This window comes from Flavobacterium sp. A45, assembly GCF_002001005.1.
Taxonomy (GTDB): Bacteria; Bacteroidota; Bacteroidia; order Flavobacteriales; family Flavobacteriaceae; genus Flavobacterium.
Window position 1 is genome coordinate 1 of the sequence record NZ_MUNX01000125.1, and the last position, 17774, is coordinate 17774.

The following is a 17774-nucleotide window of genomic DNA, read 5'->3' on the forward strand; positions in this document are numbered from 1 at the left end:
GTCATAGAATTGCCCACGGTGGGTATTTAGATTCCTGGCAATTATAACATTCTCAAAACTTTTATAATAACATTCCACTACCGTAATTAACATAGATTGTTTTAATTTTTCTGATTTTGTTAAGTTCTCCCACGTACATTTTTTTTCAGAGAATCCCAATTCGTGAACCTTGTTAATAATTATCTTGAATAAATCTAATAAGGTATTTATTTTATGATAAAAAACTTCTGTGTGATATTTTATATAGTCTAAATGGGTAATATCGTTGTCTTCGTAAATTTTTTTTAAAGGAAAACGTCTGAGGAAAATTTCGATTTTCCTTAGATCTTCTTTTGTCTGATTCATTTTTGAATAGTATTCAAATACTCTGCTGGAATATTTGCCTTTGTCACTCAACAAATGAAAATTGCTTTGGGAAGATTTTCGTTCAGTATGATTATAAAGTTCGTCTACTGAACCATTAATGATATCAAAAAATTTTCTATTTAATTCTTCATTTAATTCGGTAATTTCCATTTTAGCAGGGGTTTATAATGGCTCATAACTCGTTTATATGTATAACAAAATCACACATATTCAGCCAAATCAGGGTCGCTTTGTATGATAATAATTGTGTTTTACTTTTATCAAATTTAGGAAATAATAATTACAAACCTGCTAAGCGCAAATTTTGTCTGTTTTACCCATTTTTTATGCTTTGCCCAGTAAAATAGGGCATCCGAAGAAAAAACAATACCCTGATGCGAGCTTCCTTTTTCCAGTTATGCTCATATGTGTAACTGACTCGAGTTTCGAAATGCCTCTTGCATACTTCGGACAATTTTACCAGTTTCGGACGGGTTTATTTCGAAAAGAAAAAATAGCGTCTAATTCAAAATTAGACGCTTTAAAAATTTAATGATTCGTTTCGGAGCAAAGTCCTACGATGTTATGAAATTCATCATGCACCACTTCAAGAGACTTTTTGATGTCTGCATCAGATGCTTTTTCTTTAACTAATTTATCCAGGCTTATTGATTTTTCTTTTAATTTTTCAATAGAACCTAATATTTTTTCATTTTTAAATTCTTCAGGAATTGCTTCTGTTGATAAAGCTTTTGCTTTTGTTACCATCTCACCTGATCGTTCTTTGATTGGTTTTAAATTTCCTTCCTCGGATGGGTGAAAGGTTTGTGAAATTACGTGGTGAAAGTTTTTAATAGCAGGCCATTTTTCAAAAGTTGATTGAGCCGAAGTCGAATGGGCAACAAAAAAAAACATCAGGATAATTAGGGTTTTCATAGTTTTCATAATTGAGTTGGGTTTACAATTCATCCATAAACAGATACAATTTAGTTAGTATCTTTTTCGGAATTCAAATATAGGAAATATTGGTAACAAACTTACAAAGCTTAAATTTTGTTTGTTCTGGCTGTTTTTATCCTCAGCCCAGTAAAATAGGGATTTCGAAGAATGAAATATACCGTCAAACGAGCTTCAGACTCCGTCAAGTCATCTTCTGAATGCATCAAGTGGTCTTCGGATGACGTCCAATACTCTTCGGACAAGCGCTGCATACTTCGGATAATTTGCAGGAGCATGAAATGAGAATACTCCCGTTTTGAATAAAAAACCGAAACTATTTTTTCGTTATTTTTTCATGGATTTTCAAAGTTTCCTGCAGTGCAGCAGTGCCGTACCAAGGGGTTAATTCGGCTTCAAGTAAGTTGGATTGTATAGCAGGATCAGTGGCAACAAGCGCTTTTGCTTCTTCGATTGTAGTAACATTAAAGATGTAAATTCCCCGATAGTTTCTGTCGTTTTTCGAGAAAGGACCGGCCACAACAAGTTTTCCTTCTTTTGCCAATCGGCCAATATTTGCCATATGGCCTTTAAACATATTGTCTTTTTCTTCGGCGGTTGCGGTGGTGTTGCTTCCGGTTTTCAAAAGGCAGAATACGTATTGCTTCATCCCGCGTTCGTCTCCATTTAAGGATTTGGCGAGTTTTTCGTCATATTTAGATTCGGTTTCCTGCGAAAATCCAATTGCAGTGATGCACAAAAAGAAGGTGGTGAGAATATTTTTTTTCATGTAAATGTCTTTTAAAGTATATTATGATAAACCCAGTGGGTGAAATTTATAGAATTTTATTTAAACACATAGAAACATAGGCTTTAATTAAAAAAAAGAACACAAAAAAGAAATACATTTCTTTCACATAGAAAACTATGTATATTTCAAATAAGTGAAAGGCCTTTTTTTGAGCTTACAGAATCTATGTTTCTATGTGTTTAGAAGAATCGCGACCAATGAGTTAAAGTAACTTTTTCAGCATAACAATCTGTCCCAGATGATACACATCATGCTGGATTATTCCGTGAATATGTTCGTAATAGGTATGATTGTTATTAGGGTATATTTTGTCGAGATCTTTGTCGTTAAAATTTTCAAAAAAGGCATTCCATGATTCTTGCGATTTCGCTAGAGTTTGCAGCGATTGTGCCCAAGCTACTTCGGATGGGTCTATAACAGGTACAAAATAATTATGGTCAGGAGTTATAATGGTTTCCCCTTGAACGCGTCTCAAAATGTTCTTCCTCCATTGAATAAGGTGATTAACAATTTCCCAGATGGTGTTCAAATTAGGATTTATTTTCCTGTAAGCCTGTTCTGCACTTACATCTTTTAGAGTGTCTGCCAAAGTGACCTCAAGCCACGGATTGCCATTGTAAATGGACTGATATAGATTTGAAATTCTTTTACTTTCTGACATATCAATGATTTTTTACAATTAATAGCTAAGATACGAATAAGTAATTTACAACTCATCCATGAATTTCTACAATTGGGTTTTTAAATATTTTTTAACAGAAACTGCTGAAATACATTTGCCTCATCAAAATCATCAAAATCATGAAAACCATTTTTTTAGCATTAGCTTCTTTATTTAGTATCGCACTGTTTTCGCAAAACACTATTTCGGGAAAAATTATCAATGAAAAAGGAAAACCAATTGTAGGAGCCAATATTTACATTGAAGGAACTTATGACGGGGCTACAAGTTCTGAAACTGGAGATTTCTCTTTTGAAACAGCAACAAAAGGAAATCAGTTTTTGATAGGGAGCTTTTTAATTTATGACACATACAAACAAGAAATTGACGTTACTAATTTTAAAGACCAAACTATTAAACTGAGAGATAATGTAAATGCTCTTGATGCGGTTGTAATAACAGCGGGGACATTGGAATCTGGTGATAAAGCCAGAGTTTCTGTTCTAAAACCACTAGATATTGTTACTACTGCGGGATCTGTGGGGAATATTGTTGCTGCTTTGCAGACTTTGCCAGGAACGCAGACTGTTGGTGAAGATGGCCGTTTATTTGTTCGTGGGGGAGAAGCAAATGAAACTCAAACTTTTGTCGACGGAATTCGGGTTGCACAGCCTTATGGTGCAACAACTAATAATTTGCCAACACGTGGTCGTTTTTCTCCTTTTTTGTTTAGTGGAATTGCTTTTTCTACAGGAGGATATTCTGCAGAGTATGGTGAGGCTTTATCAAGTGTTTTGCTTTTGAATACGCAAGATGAACCCGATCAAAACAAAACAGAGATTGCATTAATGACTGTTGGGTTAGGTGTAGGGAATACGCAAAAATGGAAAAAAAGCTCGTTGAGCGTAAACACGTACTATATGAATCTAGCGCCTTATCAGGCAATAATTCCTCAAAATGTAGATTGGAATAGTCCTTATCAATCCTTGTCTGGCGAAACAGTATATCGTTATCATTTTGCAAGCGGAATTTTTAAATTATATGCTGCATTTGATTCCTCTAGATTTGATTTGAATCAGGAAAATATAAACTTTGAGGAAAAAATCAGAACCGATTTAAATAATAATAATTTCTATTTGAATGCTTCCTATAATGGCGCTTTTGGAACAGGCTGGCGCGTAACTTCTGGAATTAGTTATGGCTATAATAACAATAAAGTTAAGTACAACTCAAATGATGTTGACAGCAATGAAAATGCAGCGCAATTGAAACTAAAGCTTAGAAAACATTTTTCGAATTACTTTAATTTGTCTTTTGGAGCCGATTATTTTATTACAAAATTCAATGAAAATTTTGATGACAATATTGCACTCAAAGTTTCAAATGGCTACGATTCGAACATTGCTGCTTTTTATACAGAAGGAGATATATTATTTTCCAAATACTTAGCGCTAAAAGTAGGTTTGCGACTTTCTAATAATAGTTTATTAAATGAAACGAATCTGGCACCAAGAGCTTCTATGGCTTATAAAGTTTCTAAAAACAGCCAGTTTTCTTTTGCTTACGGCGATTTTACACAAACTCCGGTTGTTGATTACATCAAGTACTCGAAATACCATCAGTTTGAGAGCGAAAAAGCACAACATTATATTTTGAATTACCAATTTACAAAACCGGGACAAACCTTTAGGGTCGAGGCTTATTACAAGGATTATAGCAATTTGGTTCAATACGATACGAAAGACATTCAGTACAATTCATTTTTCAGCAATAATGGTTCGGGTTATGCCAAAGGATTGGATTTGTTTTGGAGAGACAGTAATTTGTATAAAAACTTAGAGTATTGGATTTCGTATTCGTACATCGATTCGGAAAGAGATTATAAAAATTTTCCAACCATGGCAACTCCAAATTTTATTGCCGATCACAGTTTATCTGTTGTGACAAAGTATTTTGTTGAAGATTGGAAATCACAAGTTAGCTTAACGAATAGTTTTAGTACGGGAAGGCCGTACAATAATCCAAATGAAGTGAAATTCATGAACGGAAAAACAAAATCATATAACAGTTTGAGTTTTAGTTGGGCGTATTTATTAACTACTCAAAAAATCCTTTATTTCTCCGTTTCGAATGTGTTAGGAACCCAAAACGTTTTCGGATACGATTATGCAAGAGTACCTGATGCAAGCGGAGTTTACCAAAGACAGGCTGTTGTGCCAACAGCAGACAGATTCTTCTTTGTTGGTTTTTTCTGGACAATCAGTGACAATAAAAATGATAATCAGCTGAAGAATCTTTAGAGAGAGGTTTAAGAGTTTAATTGTTTAAAGGTTTAAAAAAAGCTTATAAGCTTAGCAACTTAGAATCTCAGAATCTTAAAAAAAAAACAATTCATCCGTCAAAATTGACAGTTCGGAATCATTAAATTTTAAAAGGAGTATTGTCAATGTAATTTTGATGAAGAATTAAAAGAACAGCTTTCAAATAATAATTAAGAGTTTCAATCATTATTAATCACAACCAAAAAATCACCCGTTATGTTAAAGATTATCACCACAATCGCATTTTTCATTTGCACTTTATTAATGTCTGCGCAAAATGTCAACCTTACTGTTTCTGTTTCAGGTTTAAAAAGTAATGCAGGAACTTTAAAAGTAGGTTTGTATAATTCGGAAGGAACTTTTTTGAAATCAGTTTACAAAGGGATTTCATCAGAAATAAAAAATAATAGCGCTACACTTACTTTTGTAGGTATCCCAAAAGGAGAATATGGCATTTCGGCCTATCAGGACGAAAACAGTAACGGAAAATTGGACAAAAACATGATGGGGATTCCCTCTGAAGATATTGCCTGTTCGAACAATGCCAAAGGGTTTATGGGACCTCCAAAATATAAAGATGCCAAATTCAACATCAATAAAGATTCAAAAATAGATATCAAATTCAATAACTAATAAGTAACCATTAAATCATAATCAACATGAAAAAAATCATTACCACAATCGCATTATTAGTAGCTGTAATAAGTTCAGCTCAAACACAATTTGAACAAGGAATGGGTAAAGCTTTCGCGCTTTGGGGAGAAGGAAAAAGTATGGAAGCTTCGGCAATGTTTGAAAGAATCGCAGGAGTTGAAAAAAACAGTTATTTGCCAAATTATTATGTAGCTTTAATCAATACAACATCGGTTTTTACTGAAAAAGACAAAACCAAAATCGATTTATTATTGACAAAAGCACAAGACGCTTTAGATATCGAAATGATCAAAGATCAAAACAATGCTGAGCTATATGCAATGCAGGCTTTGATATATACAGGTTGGGTAGTTGCAGATCCTATGACAAATGGGATGAAATATTCGGCTAAAGTTATGGAAGCTTACGCAAAAGGAAAAGCGATAGATCCAAACAACCCAAGAATTGTTTTTGGTGAAGCCGACTATCAATTGGGAGGAGCAAAATGGACAGGTGTTGATACTAAGCCATTATGTGCTCAGGTTGATAAAGCTATAGAACTTTTTGCTACTTTTAAGCCTGCAACTGCTTTTTCTCCAAAATGGGGATTGGAAAGAGCGCTGGAGTCTCAAAAAAAATGTAAAAAATAATATTTAAGCCTACGTATAAATGAAAGAACATGGAAGTACATTTACTGATTTAAAAAGCGGAACAATCGTTTGTTTCAAGATTTCTATGATTTTCACTGTTGTTTTCTCAATTCTATTAGGAAGCGATTTTAGCATACAAAATGTGTTAATAACCTTCTCGCTGAGTTGTTTGTATTCTTTTGGATTGGGTTTTGGTAATGGTTTTTTAAATCAAAAGCTGGATAAAAAATGGGATTGGCTTGAGCAGACTAATTTAAGGGTTTATTACGGAATTTTGGTTACTGTTTTGTATACGGTTCCGGTTGTTTTGGGTATTAATTATATCATTTTTGTGGTGTTGCAAAAAATGTCTTTAAATCAATTTTTTAGCGAAAGAATGATTTGGATTCACCTTTTTTACATCATTTTATCTCTAGGAGTTTCGACTTTTATGCAGGCCAGAAGCTTTATGGTAAAGTGGAAACAGGCTTCTAAAACCGAAGTAACCCAACAAAAAATCATCGCCGGAACAGCCAATGCAAAGTTTGAAACTCTGAAGAATCAAATCGATCCACATTTTCTTTTTAACAGCTTAAATGTATTAAGTTCTTTGATTGAGGAAAATCCCGAAAATGCGCAGCGGTTTACAACTTCGTTGTCCAAAATTTACCGCTATGTATTGGAACAAAAAGATAAAGAACTGGTTTCGGTTGCCGAAGAATTGTCTTTTGCTAAAACGTATATGAATCTTTTGAAAATGCGTTTTGAGAACAGTCTGTTTTATGAATTGCCTGAAACAGTTATAAACCCGGATGCCAAAGTGGTGCCGCTTTCATTGCAGCTGTTACTGGAAAACACAGTAAAGCACAATGTGGTGAGTGAACAAAAACCGCTTCATATTCGGATATTCATTGAGGGAGATTATTTGGCTATTCAAAATGATTTTCAAAAGAAAGAAGTAATTCAGAGCCGTCAGGGTGTAGGATTGCAGAATATTGTAGACCGCTACGGAATAATCACAGGCCGAAAGGTTTTGATCGAGCAGAATGAAAAAACATTTACAGTTAAGATTCCTATTTTAACTAAACAAATCAGTGTTATGGAAACAACTTTTAATCACATGGAAAACGGGTCTTATTACAGAGCCAAAAAAAGAGTGGAACAGCTTAAAGGATTCTACGGAAATCTGATTTCATATTGTTGCGTGATTCCTGTTCTAATTTTTGTTAATCTTACTTATATGCCACAATTTCAATGGTTTTGGTTCTCTGTCTGCGGATGGGGATTTGGATTAACTATGCATGCTTTTCAAGTATTTGGTTATGGAGCTAATTGGGAAGAAAGAAAAATTCAGGAATTATTGAGGAAAGAAGACAAAAAGCAAAGCTGGAAATAATCATGGAAATAGATAACAGCAAATACCAAGAAAACGAGCTTCTTGAAATCGCGAGAAAGAAAGTAAAGAAGCTAAAAGGATTTTATACTCATGCTTTCATTTATGCGATAGGAGTAATATTCTTTATTCTAAAAGAATATTGTGGAGTGCCATTTAATTTTTTTCCAATACAGCATATTAACTTTTTTGTAATGGCAATTTGGTCAACCGCTTTTTTTATATCTGCATTAGACATTTTAATTGTACATCATTTTTTTGGAAAAGAATGGGAAGAGGGTAAAATAAAAAGAATCATGAAAAAGGAAAGTAACAAACAAATTTGGAAGTAATCATGGAAAATCAATATACAGATGAAGAACGCTATTATATAGCGAAAAAGAGAGTTGAGGAAATTAAAGGTTTTTATGGAAACCTGATATCATATATCGTAGTTAACTGCTTTTTGATTGTGATAAATTTAACAACATCACCTAAGTATTTATGGTTCTTTTGGCCTTTATTGGGATGGGGAATCGGAGTGTTTTTTCACGGATTAAAAGTTTTTAATTATTCACCTTTTTTTAATAGAGAATGGGAAGAGCGAAAAATTAAAGAGTTCATGGAAAAAGAAGAACAGGCAAAAAAAACTTGGGAGTAACAACTTTATTGAAACGAAAAATGGAATCAAAGAATATTGAAGAAGAACGTTATTATAGAGCAAGAAAAAGAATGGAGGAAATTAAGGGTTTTTATATGAACTTGAGATCCTTTATTATGGTAAATTTTCTTTTAATAGCAATAAATTTAATTACATCTCCACATCATTTATGGTTTTATTGGCCCTTATTGTGGTGGGGAATAGGATTGGTATATCATGGAATAAAAGTGTTTAACTATATGCCTTTTTTTAGCAAAGACTGGGAGGAAAGAAAAATTAAGAAGTTCATGGAAAAAGATGAACAGAAAAAACACACTTGGGAGTAATCTTTATACAACAACTTAAAATGGAATCAAATCATATTGAAGAAGAACGCTATTATAGAGCTCAAAAAAGAGTGGAAGAAATTAAGCAGTTTTACCAGCATTTGACTGTTTATCTGCTCTGTAATCCAATTGTAATAGCTGTAAACCTTATGACCTCGCCAGAGTTTTTATATTTTTGGTGGAGCTTGTTGGGCTGGGGAATGGCGGTTGTTTTACATGGATTGAAAGTTTTTAATTTTGGACTATTTTTTAATAAAGAATGGGAGGACAAGAAACTTAAAGAATTCATGGAAAAAGAAAAACCAACAACAAATAAATGGGAGTAGTATATGAGTTGCTAAGAATCTAAGTTTCTGAGAATCTAAGTTTTTTTAATACTCGATTTAATAGTTTTTTTCAAACTTAGCGGCTTAGTAAATTAGAATCTTAGTTACTATTTAATAATAAAACACAACACAATGGGAAGATATAGAAAAGAATTATTTGAAAATTTTCAGGATGAAAATTTCAATCCAGACACGAGATATGAACTGGCTTATAAACGAGTTAAGCGAATCAAAGGGTTTTATGTACACGCGTTAGTTTATGTACTTGTAAATGCATTTATAATTATATCCACATTCAATAGAAGTGCCATAGGAAGCGAAGTTTTCTTTAAATGGGAAACTTTTTCTACAGCCTTATTTTGGGGAATAGGATTGCTGGCACATGGTTTGTCGGTTTTTGGAAGAGATCTGTTTTTTGGATCGGATTGGGAAGAAAGAAAAATCAAGGAGTTTATGGATGAAGATAAAAAACAAAAGTGGGAGTGAGGGGAGGTTAGAAATTAGAAGTCAGAAGTTAGATTGTTTCAGATTGTGATTTGTAAATTCAAAGATCACCTCTAAACCTCTACAAACTTCTAATTTCTGACTTCTAATTTCTGACTTCTAATTTCTAAACTCTAATTTCTAATCTCTAACTTAAAAAATGACCACAATAATAATAGAAGACGAAAAACCGGCAGCTCGGTTATTGCAGCGCAAACTAGAAAAAATTAATGTTCCCGTAGAAGTGATGCTTCATTCTGTCGAAGAATCTTTGAACTGGTTTTCGAAAAATGAACATCCCGATTTGATTTTTTTGGACATACAATTATCCGATGGTTTGTCATTTGAAATCTTCGAAAAAGTGAATATAAAAAGTGCCGTTATTTTTACGACAGCTTATGATGAATATGCATTGCGTGCGTTCAAATTAAACAGCATCGATTACCTCTTGAAACCAATCGACGAGGATGATTTAGAAACAGCTATTTTGAAATTTAAAGAGCGTTTCGAATCAACTATTTCTGTAGAAAAAAATTCGTTGCAATTGGATTTCGAGCAAATCAAAAAAATGTTTTCTAACCCTTTTGAAAAAACATTCAAGAAAAGATTTACTGTCAAAATAGGACAGCATCTAAAGGTCATTTCAACTGATGAGATTGAATGTTTTTTTAGTGAAAATAAAGGTACTTATATACATACTTTCGACAATAGAAATTATTTGCTGGACTCCACTTTGGAAGTTTTGGAACAGGAAATAGATCCTGCAGATTTTTATAGAATCAGCAGAAAGTTCATTATTCCGCTCAAGGCAATAAAAGAAATAGTAGTGTACAGCAACTCCAGATTAAAGATTATTTTGCCTACTTATAAGGAAGATGAGGTGATTGTAAGCCGAGAAAAGGTGTCGGATTTTAAAAATTGGATTGGATAAGAATAACTTAAAATTATAATTTATATAATTTACTATAAAATACTGAATTTGTGTTGTTTAATGGTTTATTATAGATTTTGTTTATGATGTGTTTTGAGTCTAAATAAGGACTGTTAACAGCTAAAATCCGGCTCATTTTATTTATTGTGAGAAGGGAGTTGAATGTTTAGTTTTTTTACTTTAAACCCAAAAAATACATTTGACTGTTTAGTCATTTTTAAAATTTACGTGATTCCCCCATTTCCAAAACGGAATCTATTTTTTCTCCTTGAAAAATTTTTTTGTTTGATTTTTGAATTTTCACTGATAATTTTTTGTTAATCATTTCCCTGAAAATAGTTTAAGATTGTACCTTCGTTTGGTTAGTTGTAAATTAATTTTTTCAGGATGAAATATCTGCTCCATTTAATTTTTTCGCTTCTATTTTCCAATGCAATTCTTGCTCAAAAAGTTGCTGTTTTTGATAATTATGCCGCTTTGGAAAAAGAAGTTTTGAGCGATAAAAATACTATTTATGTGGTCAATTTTTGGGCAACTTGGTGTGCCCCTTGCGTGAAAGAATTACCCTATTTTGAGAAATTGAAGTCGGAAAATAAAAGCATAAAAGTGGTGCTTGTAAGTTTGGATTTTAAGGACCAGTTTGAGTCAAAATTACTGCCCTTTGTAAAGAATAAAAAGATCAATTCTGAGGTTGTTTTACTGACGGATAAAGATTATAATATATGGCTTCCGATGATAGATAAAGATTGGTCGGGGTCGATTCCAGCGACACTAATTATTAAAAACGATAAGAAATTTTTTGCCGAAAGAATCTTTTCGAGCTATGAAGAACTCAGTGAATATGTGAACACGAATATTAACTAAACCTTTTGTGTTATGAAAATTTTGTCAAATATTTTATTGTTTGTTTCCGTTTTTTTCATTGGGGGATTTACTATAGATACACCAGCCCCATACAAAATTGGAGATAAAGCAACTGATTTTAAATTAAAATCGGTTGATGGAAAAATGTATAGTATGTCTGATTTTAAAACAGCAAATGGCTTTATTATCGTTTTTACCTGCAATCATTGTCCTTTTGCTGTAAAATATGAAGACAGAATTAATGCTTTGGCCAAAAAATACAAGCCGCAAGGATATATTTTGTTGGCTATAAATCCAAACGATCCAGCCGTTCAACCTGCCGATAGTTTTGAGTTAATGAAAGTTAGAGCCAAAGAAAAAGGTTTTGCTTTTCCATATTTATTCGATGATGGACAAAAAATATATCCTCAATATGGAGCTACAAAAACGCCACACATCTTTTTGTTGGATAAAAACCTTATCGTGAAATATATTGGTGCCATCGATGATAACGTGGACAGCGCGAGTGAAGTAAAGGTAAAATACCTTGAAAATGCCATTGCAGCTTTGGAAAGTGGAAAAACACCTTCACCAGAAACGACAAAAGCGATAGGCTGTTCGATTAAGGTAAAAAAATAATTGTTCCAATAAATATTTATATAGAAGAGTAAAGACAAGTTTGTTTTTGCTCTTTTTTATTTGATGTAAATCTTCCTGATTCCTATCAAAACAAAAATCAATACCGAAAAGGAAATGAAAAAAGGAACAATCATTTCTATCCAACCCAAAGGCAAAAGTATAGCAATCAATAACAATTGAAAACCCAATCCATAAATAGACAGTAGTGTCATAAACCAGTTAGGAAACGATTTTACCTTATAAGCTTCTTTGTCCAGAGTGTGAATAATTTTATCGAATAAGCCATAAACGAGGGTGTATATCAGGAACAAAATGTCGACCCATTTTTGGTTTTCTCCAGGCAATGCCTTTGGGGATTCGTTTTCGAAAATTTTACTTGTCCTATCTCCTCCAATCGATTTATTTCTCAAAATCACATAATAATAATTGTATAAAGTTCCTTGTAATTGTATTCCAACAAAAGCTAAAATTGTAATCCAAAATGTGGTTTCGGAGACATAGCAGATAGACATTAAAAGCAAAAAATTAAGGATGATGTCAAATATGCTGTCGAGGTATCTTCCGGTATATGACGGCGTGTTTTTTGTACGTGCAAGTTCGCCGTCAACGGCATCAATTATCGATTTTAAAATGATAAAAAAAGAGGCTAAAAAGTAATGGTTTTTTAAAATACAATAAACGGCAATCAGTCCCGAAATTGCAAAAAGTAGTGTTATGTGTATGGGAGTAAATCGAGTGTTTTTTAACTGATTTGCAAAATATCGTGCAAACGGCCTTCCATAATCGGATAAGTCAAGAAATTGATTTTGTGTGGCGAGTTTAGACATTTTTAGAGTTGAAAGCAAAAAGATGTGACAATATAGTCGGACTACAAAAGTAATGCTATTTTGAGCATTTTGCTAAATTGTAAGTTAGAATGACAAAAAAGCTTTTGGAAATATGCCCCTAGCAGGAGTTGCTATATTTCCAAAAGCGTTTTATTATGATCTGCATTTGACTGCAATTGTAAATAATGGTAAATAGGCACTATCTTTCTCTTTAGCCCTGATCGCAGTGATGTCCTTTGTGGTTTTTCTTTAAAACCATAAAGACTTAACGGAGAGCAGGACCCATATATTCAAAAATGCCCTTTTTTTCTGCTTCTAAAACAAATAATTGAATTGAGCTATTATTTGCTTAATCGATGCAAAGTGTAGGTCATTGCTGTTAAAAGAAAAAAGGCGTTGACTTGGTGGGCTAAACCCAGCCAAAGCGGTACATGATAAAGTAAGGTGTAGATTCCTAAGATAAATTGCAGAAAAACAAGAACTACCAAAGCATTTACTCCGTTTTGCTGTTGAGCATTAATTTTAAGTTTTTTGCCTTTGAAATAAAGGTGCAAAATGAATCCTACGACAACATATGCTAAAGTTCTGTGAACAAATTGAACTCCGCTTTTTCCTTCGACAAGGTTTAGGAATAGTGTTTTTTGCTCAATAAAGACGCTGTCGTGGATGAATTGTCCATCGCTCATCATTGGCCAATGGTTGTGGATTAGTCCAGCGTTTAGCCCAGCAACAAAGCCTCCGTAAATGATTTGCAGAAGCAAAAGGATTAATGTGATTTGGGCTGCTTTTTTTAAAGGAAGAATTGGCGCTTTTTTGTCTGGATACATTAGGTCTAATGCTACCCAAAGCGTATATGCAAATGTTACAAAGGCAAATGTAAGGTGTAGGGATAGACGAAAATGGCTCACATCTGGGTTGTCGACCAAACCGCTTTTTACCATAAACCAGCCGAAAAAACCTTGTAAAGCTCCCATTCCTAGAAGGACAAAACATTTGTTTAAAGTGGCTCTGTCAATTTTTTTCTTAATCAGGAAATAGATGAAGGGAACGATGAAAACCAATCCGATTATTCTGCCGATAAAACGGTGAAACCATTCCCAAAAATAGATAAACTTATAATCCGAAAGGGTGAAATCGTTGTGGATATTGATTTTTTGGTATTCAGGAAATTGTTTGTATCTGTCGAAAGCTTCCTGCCATTTGGCTTCCGTAAGAGGAGGAAGGGTGTCGGTTACCAGATGCCAGTCGGTCATGGATAAACCAGAATTTGTCAATCGGGTGATGCCACCCACTACAACCATTACAAACACTAAAAAGCAACCCGATAGGAGCCAGATTATTACGGATTTGTTGTTTTTCATTTTATTTTATTGGAAAATTTTGGAGATTTTGTCTTGCATCCTAGATGTCTAAAGCTTTTATTTTAATTCTGTAATTTCAATAATTAAAAAAACAGTCTTTAACTAGTATTGTTTTGATGTTTTCTTTCTTGGCTGCTAAGGCTGCTTTAGAAGAACGCAATATTGCAGTAAATAGCTGATTCATTTTTTGATTATAATGAGTTAATTTATTGAGATTGTTCCAAACTTTTTCAGTCAGTACTGTATTTATTTTCTAATCAATTTTTCGTCTTTTTCTTTGAACCATCTTTCCATTTCTTTTTTATCTTCTGCTTCTGTTAAAAATTCTCCGTTTTCAACTTGTTTTAGAGCCATGTCAATTCTTTTTTGCTGCCATTGGTTAAAAACATAAATTTTTTCAGAAGCTTTTTTTTCATACGCAGAAGTTGGTTGCAAGTTGGACTCGATTGTTTCTTCAATTCTGCCCAAAAGAATACTATCATCTGTTGCAATAATTTGTGCTATTAATTTTAATTTTAAATCGGAAGTACTCATATTTTCTAATTTTTATAAAATTAAGAAATTTTTAAGCTAGGAATAGAAAACGAAGCTTAAACTTTTTTCAATCCCAGCTTCTCGGCTCTTTTCATCATAAACTCATAAGCGGCATTATACTCATTGGGAATATCTCCTTCAAGAATGGCTTCTTTGATTGCTTCTTTCAGCATTCCGATTTCGCGGGAAGGTTTCAAATTGAAGATTTCCATAATCTCTTCACCGGAAATGGGTGGCTGAAAATTGCGAACGTGATCGCGTTCTTCCACTTCCACAATTTTCTTGCGAACAATTTCAAAATTGCTATGGTATTTCCTGAATTTATTGGGATTTTTGGTCGTGATATCGGCTTCACAGAGCGTCATTAAATTCTCAACATCTTCACCTGCATCAAAAACCAAACGACGAACTGCTGAATCAGTTACGATATCCTGTGCCAAGACGATTGGACGGGAACTCATAATAACCATTTTTTGTACAAATTTCATCTTGTGGTTCAATGGCATGTGCAGGCGTTCAAATATCTTTTTAGCCATTTTTCCACCAAGGAATTCATGTCCGTGAAAAGTCCAGCCTTGTTTTTTATTGAAGCGTTTTGTTGGTGCTTTCCCTATATCGTGAAGTAAGGCCGACCAACGTAGCCAAACATCGTCGGTATTGGGGCAAATGTTATCCACGACTTCAAGTGTATGGTAGAAGTTATTTTTATGAGTGTGCCCTTCTATTTCTTCTACTTGGTTTAAAGCGGTTAGTTCAGGAAGAATGATGTCTAAAAGCCCCGTTTTGAACAACAACAAAAAACCAACGGAAGGTTTATCTGTAGAAAGAATTTTATTCAATTCTTCGACAATACGTTCTCCAGAAATGATTTTGATTCGTTCTGCATTCTTGGTAATAGAGTCCAAAGAATTTTGGTCAATTTCAAAGCCCAGTTGCGTTGCAAATCGAATTCCTCTAAGCATTCGCAAAGGATCATCCGAAAAAGTGATGTCCGGATCCAGTGGTGTTTTTATGATTTTGTTTTCCAAGTCGGAAATACCATTGAATGGATCTGAAAGATTGCCAAAAGTGCTTGTGTTTAATGATATAGCCAAAGCATTTATCGTAAAATCGCGTCTGTTTTGGTCGTCTTCAAGGGTTCCGTTTTCTACAATTGGATTTCTGCTGTCGAGATTATAGGATTCTTTTCGAGCACCTACAAATTCTATTTCGGTGTCTTCAAAACGCAACATGGCAGTTCCATAAGTCTTGAAAACTTGAACTTTTGGTTTTTTTGGAAGTAAATCAGATACTTTTAGAGCCAATTCGATTCCGCTTCCAACAGCGACAACGTCGATATCTTTCTTAAAATCTCTTTTTAAAAGTAAGTCACGTACAAAACCGCCAATAACATAACTTTCGACATTAAGTTCTTGGGATGCTTTCGAAATGACTTCGAATATTTTGTTATTTAAGGCTTCTTTGTAGTTCATTTTTTTTGTTTAGAGTTTAAAGTTTAAAGTTGTTTAACTAAAAACAGAAAACTGAATACTGCAAACTATTTGCGAATCACTTTTACCTGCGAATCATTCGTCAGTTTAATGATTGTGGACGGTTTTCCAGCAATTTTATCGTGGTGCAAATTTACGACATAGTCAACGCCTTTTATAATTTCGGGACTAATTTCTTTGAAACTTTTTGGAGTAGGCTGACCAGAAATATTAGCCGAAGTGGAGACCAATGGTTTCTTCATACGTTCCATCAATTTAAAGCAAAATGGCTCTTTGACGAGACGAATGCCTAATGTATTATCGGGAGCAATAATGTTTGACGCTACATTACGAGGTTTGTCTAAAACTAAAGTAGTTGGATTTTCGGAAAAATCCATGATTTGCCAAGCCACTTCTGGAATTTCTTTGAAAACATTGTAAATCATTTTTTCGCCATTCATCAGGCAAATCATGCTTTGTGTTTCAGCTCGTTGTTTGAGTTTGTATATTTTGGCAACCGCTTCTGGATTGGTCGCATCACAACCTATTCCCCAAACAGTATCGGTAGGGTAAAGTATGATTCCGCCTTCTTTTATCACTTCGAATGCGTTGTGTATTTCTTGATTGATATCCATTTTGTTTTTAATAAGTTGTAAAGATATTTATTTGAAGTTATTAAAACGGTTGTTTTCTAATGAAAATAGGGGTTTTAGGATTTTGATATGGACGAATTGTTTAAATATCAATTCCTGTTTTTTGTCAATAAATATCAATTACGGTTTGTTCTTTAATTTCGTGAATAATAAAAAACGTTGAATTTTATAATCTCTATCTGTACACATAGCCTCATGGGATTTCAATAGGTTCTTACGTTGCTTCCCCATTTCAATACTGTTTTCATGAAACACATCAGTTCTGTTTATTTTATTTTCAATAAACGAATCGTATGCCTTTCCCCAATAATGATTTATTTGGATAGTTGAACTGCTAAATATAGAACAACGATGTATTCCTAAAGTCATGATTTTTTTATATTGGTTAATAGGAGGTACTTTTATTCCACATATTCTTGAGTTAAAAATATGCGGGTTCTTAAATTTTGCAATTGGAAAATCCATGTTGCAAAACATTTTTGAATAGACGCTAGGTTTTGGCCAACATTGCGTATATTGCTCAATTACTAATTCATTATTGTTATGAAATAACTTTCCGTTTGATCCAAATTGTTTCCAATAAACTGCTACGCCAGGATAATTTTTATAAGTTGTTAACCATGATTTAATGTCATTTGTAGCTATGGGACAAATAAATTCGTCCACATCAATAAATGTTAACCAATTTGTATCATTTCTGTGTTTATCATAACAGTCTTTATAAGCATCCATTTGGGAATGACTGAAAGGCCATTCAATCAAATCAACAATTCCTTTTTCTATGTAAGGCTTTAGAATTTTCGAATAGTTATCATCAGAATTGTTATTGTATAAATAAAAATGATCAATGCCAATTACTAGATGAAACTGAATCCATTCGTCAAGAAACTTTGCTTCATTTTTAAAAATACCACATAGGCATATAGTATATTTATAATTTTTGGTACTTCTATTAAATAATCTATTTGCAAAAATTAGAAGGGGAATGAAAAGTGATATAAAAAAATAAAAAA

The 17774-nt window shown here is 33.4% G+C and carries 23 protein-coding genes; 12 read left to right on the top strand and 11 right to left on the bottom strand.

Going from position 1 to position 17774, the window contains the following annotated elements; genetic code table 11:
• The 5 genes from B0E44_RS15340 to B0E44_RS15360 form a co-directional block, all read right to left on the bottom strand.
• Nucleotides 1–516 (bottom strand): Cthe_2314 family HEPN domain-containing protein (locus B0E44_RS15340; protein WP_131828087.1); only part of this gene is annotated, 516 nt, incomplete at its 3' end.
• A 378-nt stretch (nt 517–894) separates the two neighbouring features.
• Nucleotides 895–1281: a hypothetical protein gene (locus tag B0E44_RS15350; protein WP_124019355.1), complete on the bottom strand. Its 387-nt coding sequence runs from the start codon at nt 1279–1281 to the stop codon at nt 895–897.
• Between the two features lie 110 nt (nt 1282–1391).
• Nucleotides 1392–1580, bottom strand: a complete 189-nt coding sequence (locus B0E44_RS18640) for a hypothetical protein (protein WP_124019356.1) — start codon at nt 1578–1580, stop codon at nt 1392–1394.
• 38 nt (nt 1581–1618) lie between these two features.
• A complete protein-coding gene (locus B0E44_RS15355; protein ID WP_077377207.1) occupies nt 1619–2071 on the bottom strand; it encodes a YciI family protein in 453 nt (150 codons plus the stop codon).
• A gap of 223 nt (nt 2072–2294) precedes the next feature.
• Entirely contained in the window at nt 2295–2753 is a 459-nt protein-coding gene (locus tag B0E44_RS15360) for a DinB family protein (protein WP_077377211.1), read from the bottom strand.
• 140 nt (nt 2754–2893) lie between these two features.
• On the opposite strand from B0E44_RS15360, the gene B0E44_RS15365 reads away from it, so the two are divergent.
• The 12 genes from B0E44_RS15365 (at nt 2894) to B0E44_RS15420 (ending at nt 11917) form a co-directional block, all read left to right on the top strand.
• Nucleotides 2894–5053, top strand: coding sequence for a TonB-dependent receptor (locus B0E44_RS15365; protein WP_077377215.1), 2160 nt, complete (start codon nt 2894–2896; stop codon nt 5051–5053).
• Between the two features lie 237 nt (nt 5054–5290).
• Nucleotides 5291–5707, top strand: a complete 417-nt coding sequence (locus B0E44_RS15370; protein ID WP_077377218.1) for a DUF2141 domain-containing protein — start codon at nt 5291–5293, stop codon at nt 5705–5707.
• Nucleotides 5708–5733: 26 nt separating this feature from the next.
• The gene (locus tag B0E44_RS15375) at nt 5734–6357 is read left to right on the top strand and encodes a hypothetical protein (protein WP_077377221.1); all 624 of its coding nucleotides are present in this window, start codon (nt 5734–5736) and stop codon (nt 6355–6357) included.
• A gap of 19 nt (nt 6358–6376) precedes the next feature.
• Nucleotides 6377–7732, top strand: a complete 1356-nt coding sequence (locus B0E44_RS15380; protein ID WP_077377224.1) for a 2TM domain-containing protein — start codon at nt 6377–6379, stop codon at nt 7730–7732.
• Nucleotides 7733–7734: 2 nt separating this feature from the next.
• Complete coding sequence (locus B0E44_RS15385; protein ID WP_077377227.1) at nt 7735–8061, top strand: 2TM domain-containing protein; 327 nt, start codon at nt 7735–7737, stop codon at nt 8059–8061.
• 2 nt (nt 8062–8063) lie between these two features.
• Entirely contained in the window at nt 8064–8369 is a 306-nt protein-coding gene (locus tag B0E44_RS15390; RefSeq protein ID WP_077377230.1) for a 2TM domain-containing protein, read from the top strand.
• A gap of 20 nt (nt 8370–8389) precedes the next feature.
• A complete protein-coding gene (locus B0E44_RS15395) occupies nt 8390–8695 on the top strand; it encodes a 2TM domain-containing protein (RefSeq protein ID WP_077377233.1) in 306 nt (101 codons plus the stop codon).
• Nucleotides 8696–8715: 20 nt separating this feature from the next.
• Entirely contained in the window at nt 8716–9021 is a 306-nt protein-coding gene (locus B0E44_RS15400) for a 2TM domain-containing protein (RefSeq protein ID WP_077377236.1), read from the top strand.
• 132 nt (nt 9022–9153) lie between these two features.
• A complete protein-coding gene (locus B0E44_RS15405) occupies nt 9154–9507 on the top strand; it encodes a 2TM domain-containing protein (protein WP_077377239.1) in 354 nt (117 codons plus the stop codon).
• A 157-nt stretch (nt 9508–9664) separates the two neighbouring features.
• Nucleotides 9665–10435, top strand: a complete 771-nt coding sequence (locus B0E44_RS15410) for a LytTR family DNA-binding domain-containing protein (protein ID WP_077377242.1) — start codon at nt 9665–9667, stop codon at nt 10433–10435.
• A gap of 387 nt (nt 10436–10822) precedes the next feature.
• Complete coding sequence (locus B0E44_RS15415) at nt 10823–11299, top strand: TlpA disulfide reductase family protein (RefSeq protein WP_077377245.1); 477 nt, start codon at nt 10823–10825, stop codon at nt 11297–11299.
• 12 nt (nt 11300–11311) lie between these two features.
• Nucleotides 11312–11917: a thioredoxin family protein gene (locus B0E44_RS15420; RefSeq protein ID WP_077377248.1), complete on the top strand. Its 606-nt coding sequence runs from the start codon at nt 11312–11314 to the stop codon at nt 11915–11917.
• Between the two features lie 56 nt (nt 11918–11973).
• On the opposite strand, the gene B0E44_RS15425 is transcribed toward B0E44_RS15420, so the two are convergent.
• From B0E44_RS15425 to B0E44_RS15450, 6 genes are all read right to left on the bottom strand, one after another.
• A complete protein-coding gene (locus B0E44_RS15425) occupies nt 11974–12744 on the bottom strand; it encodes a CDP-alcohol phosphatidyltransferase family protein (protein WP_077377251.1) in 771 nt (256 codons plus the stop codon).
• A gap of 341 nt (nt 12745–13085) precedes the next feature.
• Nucleotides 13086–14105 (bottom strand): COX15/CtaA family protein, encoded by a 1020-nt coding sequence (locus B0E44_RS15430; protein ID WP_077377254.1) that lies wholly within the window; start codon nt 14103–14105, stop codon nt 13086–13088.
• A gap of 246 nt (nt 14106–14351) precedes the next feature.
• Nucleotides 14352–14639, bottom strand: coding sequence for a hypothetical protein (locus tag B0E44_RS15435; protein ID WP_077377257.1), 288 nt, complete (start codon nt 14637–14639; stop codon nt 14352–14354).
• Nucleotides 14640–14695: 56 nt separating this feature from the next.
• Nucleotides 14696–16111, bottom strand: a complete 1416-nt coding sequence (locus B0E44_RS15440) for a CCA tRNA nucleotidyltransferase (protein WP_077377260.1) — start codon at nt 16109–16111, stop codon at nt 14696–14698.
• A gap of 65 nt (nt 16112–16176) precedes the next feature.
• Nucleotides 16177–16743: an L-threonylcarbamoyladenylate synthase gene (locus tag B0E44_RS15445; RefSeq protein ID WP_077377263.1), complete on the bottom strand. Its 567-nt coding sequence runs from the start codon at nt 16741–16743 to the stop codon at nt 16177–16179.
• Nucleotides 16744–16881: 138 nt separating this feature from the next.
• Nucleotides 16882–17774: glycosyltransferase family 92 protein (locus tag B0E44_RS15450; protein ID WP_077377265.1), on the bottom strand; the 893-nt coding region annotated here is incomplete at its 5' end.